This window comes from Bradyrhizobium pachyrhizi (assembly GCF_001189245.1).
GTDB classification, from domain to species: domain Bacteria; phylum Pseudomonadota; class Alphaproteobacteria; order Rhizobiales; family Xanthobacteraceae; genus Bradyrhizobium; species Bradyrhizobium pachyrhizi.
The window spans coordinates 33,334-38,122 of sequence record NZ_LFIQ01000124.1; the positions used below are offsets into that span (position 1 = coordinate 33,334).

The window sequence follows — 4,789 nt, forward strand, 5'->3', positions numbered from 1 at the left end:
TGGTGGAGCGACGTGCCGCAGCTGCGCGCGGCGCTGCGCATCAACGTGCTGTTCCTGATCGGCGTCGCGATCGCACCGCTGCTCTATTGGGCCTTCAGGACCACGCGCTGGGGCCTCTTGATCCGCACCGCCGGCGAGAGCGCGGATGCCGCGCGCGCGATGGGCCATTCGGTGCTCTTGATCCGGCTGCGCGCCACCATGGTCGGCGGCTTCCTCGCCGGCATCGGCGGCTCGTTCCTGTCGCTGTTCTATCCCGGCAGCTGGAACGAAGGCCTCTCCTCGGGACAGGGCATCACCGCCGTGGCGCTGGTGATCTTCGCGCGCTGGGACCCGATGCTCTGCCTGTGGGCCTCGCTCGCCTTCGGCGGCGCCGCCGCGCTCGGGCCCGCGCTGCAATCGGTCGGCATCACCTCCGGCTATCATTTGTTCAACGCCGCGCCTTACATCCTGACGCTCGCGATCATGATCATCACCTGCTCGCCGAGACGCACGCTGACCGGCGCGCCCGCCGAATTGTCCATCACCCGATAGCATCTCGCGAGATCATTTCATGCCCGAGCGCTTCATCAAGTCCGAGCCCTATGCCTGGCCCTACAATGGCGACCTGCGGCCAGAGAATACCGCGCTCATCATCATCGATATGCAGACCGACTTCTGCGGCGTCGGCGGCTATGTCGACAAGATGGGCTACGACCTCTCGCTGACGCGGGCGCCGATCGAGCCGATCAGGAAGCTGCTCGCGGTGATGCGCGCGCAGGGCTTTCACATCATCCATACACGCGAGGGGCACCGGCCCGACCTTGCCGACCTGCCCGCCAACAAGCGCTGGCGCTCGCGCCAGATCGGCGCCGGCATCGGCGATCCCGGCCCCTGCGGCCGCATCCTGGTGCGCGGCGAGCCGGGCTGGGAGATCATTCCCGACCTCGCGCCGCTGCCGGGCGAGCCTGTTATCGACAAGCCCGGAAAAGGCTCGTTCTGCGCCACCGATCTCGAGCTGATGCTGCGGCTGCGCGGCATCGAGAACATCGTGCTGACCGGCATCACCACCGATGTCTGCGTCCATACCACGATGCGCGAGGCCAATGACCGCGGCTTCGAATGCGTGCTGGTCGAGGATTGCTGCGGCGCGACCGACAAGGGCAATCACGATCACGCGCTGAAGATGATCAAGATGCAGGGCGGTGTGTTCGGCGCGGTGACCAGATCGGCCGACCTGATCGGGGCGCTGTCGTGATCATCGGCGAGCCGCCCGCCCCTTCTGGCGCGTTCGGCGTCGACGCCATCGCCATGACGATGCGGTTCGGCGATTTCGCAGCGCTCGACAATGTCGAGCTCAAGGTGCGTCCAGGCTCGTTCCACGCCTTGCTTGGTGAGAACGGCGCGGGCAAGAGCACGCTCGTGAAATGCATCATGGGCTATTATCACGCGACCGAAGGCGACATCATTGTCGGCGGCCGGCAGCAGGCGATTGCCAATCCGAGGGACGCGCATGCGCTCGGGCTCGGCATGGTCTACCAGCACTTTACCTTGGTGCCGGCGATGACGGTTGCCGAAAATCTGGTGCTCGCGCGCGACGACGTTCCTGCCGTGGTCGACTGGCGCAAGGAGAAGAAGGAGCTCGAGGCCTTCCTGGCGCGGATGCCGTTCAAGGTGCCGCTCGACGCAAAAGTCTCCGACATCTCCGCCGGCGAGCGGCAGAAATGCGAGATCCTCAAGCAGCTCTATCTGAAGCGCCGCTTCCTGATCCTGGACGAGCCGACTTCGGTGCTGACGCCGGGCGAGGCGGACGAGGTACTTGGCATGCTGCGCGGCATGGTGGTCGCGGGCGAGCTCACCATCCTGATGATCACGCACAAGTTCCGCGAGGTGATGGCCTTTGCCGACGAGGTGACCATCCTGCGCCGCGGCAAGCTCGCCGGCAGCGGCCGGGTCGCCGAGCTGACGCCGGACGAGATGGCCCGGACCATGATCGGCGCCGAGCAGCTGACGGTGCAACCGCCGCGCACCGGCGAGACCGGAGCGGCCCGGCTCGAACTCGACAGGCTCACCGCGCTTGACGATGCCGGCGCGATCGCCGTGCACGGGGTGTCGCTGACCATGAAGAGCGGCGAGATCGTCGGCATCGCCGGCGTCTCCGGCAACGGCCAGCGCCAACTCGTGGAGGTCCTGGCCGGCCAGCGCGAGGCCGAGAGCGGCACCATCCGCGTCCAGGGCGAGACCTATGCGGCGAGCCGCACTGAGATGCGGCGCTACAGGATGTCGCTGCTGCCGGAAGAGCCGCTGAAGAACGCCTGCGTCGGCGGCATGAGCGTCGCCGACAACATCGCATTTCGCGAGTTCGATCGCGCCCCGTTCGCGCGCGGCGGCTGGTGGCTGAACCGTGCCGCCTTCCGCAACGACGCCGAGCGCAAGATCAACCGCTACAAGATCAAGACCCGCACGCCGGAGACGCCGATCGCGGCACTGTCGGGCGGCAATGTGCAGCGCGCAGTGCTGGCGCGCGAGCTCTCCGGCGACGTCGAGGTGCTGATCGCCGCCAATCCCTGCTTCGGACTCGACTTCGCGGCCGTGGCGCAAATCCACGCCGAGATCATGGCCGCCCGCAACCGGGGCGCTGCGGTGCTGTTGGTCAGCGAGGACCTCGATGAGTTGCTGGAGCTGTCGGATCGGCTGGTCGTGATGTTCCACGGCGCGTTCGTGCATGAGGCCCGCGCCAGCGAGGCCGACCTCACCGAGATCGGCCGGCACATGGCCGGGCATTGAGGGCTCTCCCTCACCCGGAACGCATCTGGCGATGCGTTCCGGTCTCTCCCCGCAGGCGGCAGGGCAATCGCATATGCAAAGCTTGGTGTCGTCCCGGCGTAGGCCGGGACCCATAACCACAGAACCTTGTTGTTGAACAAGGCCGTGGCCCCAGCTCGCTTTTATCACCACGCCCTGTGGTTATGGGTCTCGGATCTGCGCTCCGCTTCGCTGCGCTTGTCCGGGACGACGAAGTTCTTTTGCCATATGCGATTGCCCTGCCGCAGGCGAGGCGAAGCGGCCGCGGCTCGCTAACGACCGCGCTACCCGATCTCGAACGCGTCCGCGGCGAGATGCTTGAGATTGGCGTGCCAATGCTCGGCGATCTGAAGCCGCGTCGGCACCCAGACGTGCTCGTGCGTCTGGATGTAGTCGAGAAAGCGCATCAGCGCGGCGGCGCGGCCGGGACGCCCGACGACGCGGCAATGCAGGCCGATCGACATCATCTTCGGCGAGGTCGCGCCTTCGGCATAGAGCACGTCAAAACTGTCTTTCAGGTAAGTGTAGAACTCCTCGCCGCCGCCAAAGCCCTGCGCGTTGATGAAGCGCATGTCGTTGGCATCCAGCGTATAGGGGATCACGAGATGCGGCTCGGTGCCGGCTGCCTTGATCCAGTACGGCAGATCGTCAGCATAGGAATCGCAGAGATAGCGCAGGCCGCCCGCCTCCATCAAAAGCCGCAGCGTGTTGATCGAGGAGCGGCCAGTGTACCAGCCGAGCGGCCGCGCGCCGGTCGCCTCGGCATGCACGGCAATGGCGCGAGCGATCTCCTCGCGCTCCTCGTCCTCCGACATGTCCTTGTGCTCGACCCAGCGCAGGCTGTGGCTTGCGATGTCCCAGCCCGCCTCCTGCATCGCGACAACGACGTCCGGATTGCGCCTCAGAGCCATCGCGACGCCGAATACCGTGGCCGGCAGCTTCCGCTCGGCGAATATCCGCCACAGCCGCCAGAAGCCGGCGCGCGCGCCATATTCGAACATCGTCTCGATATTGGCGTGCCGCTGGCCGACCCAGGGCTGTGCGCCGAGCACGTCGGACAGAAACGCTTCCGAGGCGCGATCGCCGTGCAGGATGTTGTTCTCCCCGCCCTCCTCGAAATTGACCACGAATTGCACGGCGATGCGCGCCGCGTCGGGCCATTTCGGATCGGGCGGATTGCGGCCGTAGCCGCGGAGATCGCGCGGATAGCGGGCCTCGGTCACATCAGATTTCCTCGAAGCGAATGTTCTGCGCGCCCTTCCACAACACAGTCTTGCCGAACGCGGTGAGGTTCTCCAGCCCCGAGGTCAGCGTAATGAAGTGATTGCCGGCGAGCTGGCCCATCTTGCTGGCGAAGTGCACGCCGCCATAGGCGAGCAGGATCTCAGTCTCGCTGATGCCGCCGGGATAGAGGATGATCTGGCCCGGCGCCGGGTAGCTGGTGTGGTTCTCGTAGGACACGCCGAAGTCGAGATCGCCGAGCGGCATCCAGACGCCCTCGCCGCTCCAGCGCACGTGGATCGCCTGGCTCTCGAACGGCATCGCCTTGCGGAACGCGGCGACCGTCTTCGGCGCGAGCTGCTCCTCGAAACGGGCGTCAAAGGTGAACTCGCCGGCGCGGACAATCAGTTTGCTCATCGATCTCTCGTGGGTGGGCCAAGAAGTGATGTCCCAACCATTGCCGCCGGCCCGGGCCGGACGCAAGGCCGATTCCGGCCCCGGAAGCCGGTTTTTCGCCGCGCTGCGGCCTCCAACGCAGATTTGAGCAGAGTTGCATTGCGCCGCGCCTTCCCGTTTGCGAGCCTGCGAGGGTACATCGAACAGGGTGACTTTGATGACAACAAGCAGTCTGCACGGACATGTGGCACTGGTGACCGGCGGATCGCGCGGCATTGGTGCTGCGATCGTCAAGATGCTGGCGGATGCCGGCGCCGCCGTCGCCATCAATTATCGCGAGCGCTCGGCCGAGGCGGAGACGCTGGCAAAGGGCATCACCGCCGCCGGCGGC

The 4,789-nt window shown here is 66.2% G+C and carries 5 protein-coding genes and 1 pseudogene; 4 read left to right on the top strand and 2 right to left on the bottom strand.

The features are described from left to right. From AKL29_RS46165 to AKL29_RS38620, 3 genes are all read left to right on the top strand, one after another. Nucleotides 1–531 (top strand): ABC transporter permease (locus tag AKL29_RS46165; RefSeq protein ID WP_430648914.1); only part of this gene is annotated, 531 nt, incomplete at its 5' end. A gap of 19 nt (nucleotides 532–550) precedes the next feature. Further along, a complete protein-coding gene (gene biuH / locus AKL29_RS38615) occupies nucleotides 551–1,234 on the top strand; it encodes a biuret amidohydrolase (protein WP_050387793.1) in 684 nt (227 codons plus the stop codon). After that, the gene (locus AKL29_RS38620; RefSeq protein ID WP_050387794.1) at nucleotides 1,231–2,763 is read left to right on the top strand and encodes an ABC transporter ATP-binding protein; all 1,533 of its coding nucleotides are present in this window, start codon (nucleotides 1,231–1,233) and stop codon (nucleotides 2,761–2,763) included. The genes biuH and AKL29_RS38620 overlap by 4 nt, the downstream gene beginning before the upstream one ends. A 302-nt stretch (nucleotides 2,764–3,065) precedes the next feature. Here the strand turns inward: AKL29_RS38620 and puuE are convergent, their stop codons facing one another. Together puuE and AKL29_RS38630 are read right to left on the bottom strand one after the other, a co-directional pair. Beyond that, nucleotides 3,066–4,004, bottom strand: coding sequence for an allantoinase PuuE (gene puuE, locus AKL29_RS38625; RefSeq protein ID WP_050387795.1), 939 nt, complete (start codon nucleotides 4,002–4,004; stop codon nucleotides 3,066–3,068). A gap of 1 nt (nucleotide 4,005) precedes the next feature. After that, complete coding sequence (locus AKL29_RS38630; protein ID WP_016843084.1) at nucleotides 4,006–4,419, bottom strand: DUF3830 family protein; 414 nt, start codon at nucleotides 4,417–4,419, stop codon at nucleotides 4,006–4,008. Between the two features lie 274 nt (nucleotides 4,420–4,693). Here AKL29_RS38630 and AKL29_RS46170 point away from each other — a divergent pair. Further along, nucleotides 4,694–4,789 (top strand): annotated as a pseudogene (locus AKL29_RS46170) (SDR family NAD(P)-dependent oxidoreductase); the annotation flags it as partial.

Bases quoted from the DNA above. Each gene is read 5' to 3' on its own strand.
- AKL29_RS38630 (WP_016843084.1), bottom strand. From the start codon at position 4,419: ATGAGCAAACTGATTGTCCGCGCCGGCGAGTTCACCTTTGACGCCCGT.
- biuH (WP_050387793.1), top strand. From the start codon at position 551: ATGCCCGAGCGCTTCATCAAGTCCGAGCCCTATGCCTGGCCCTACAAT.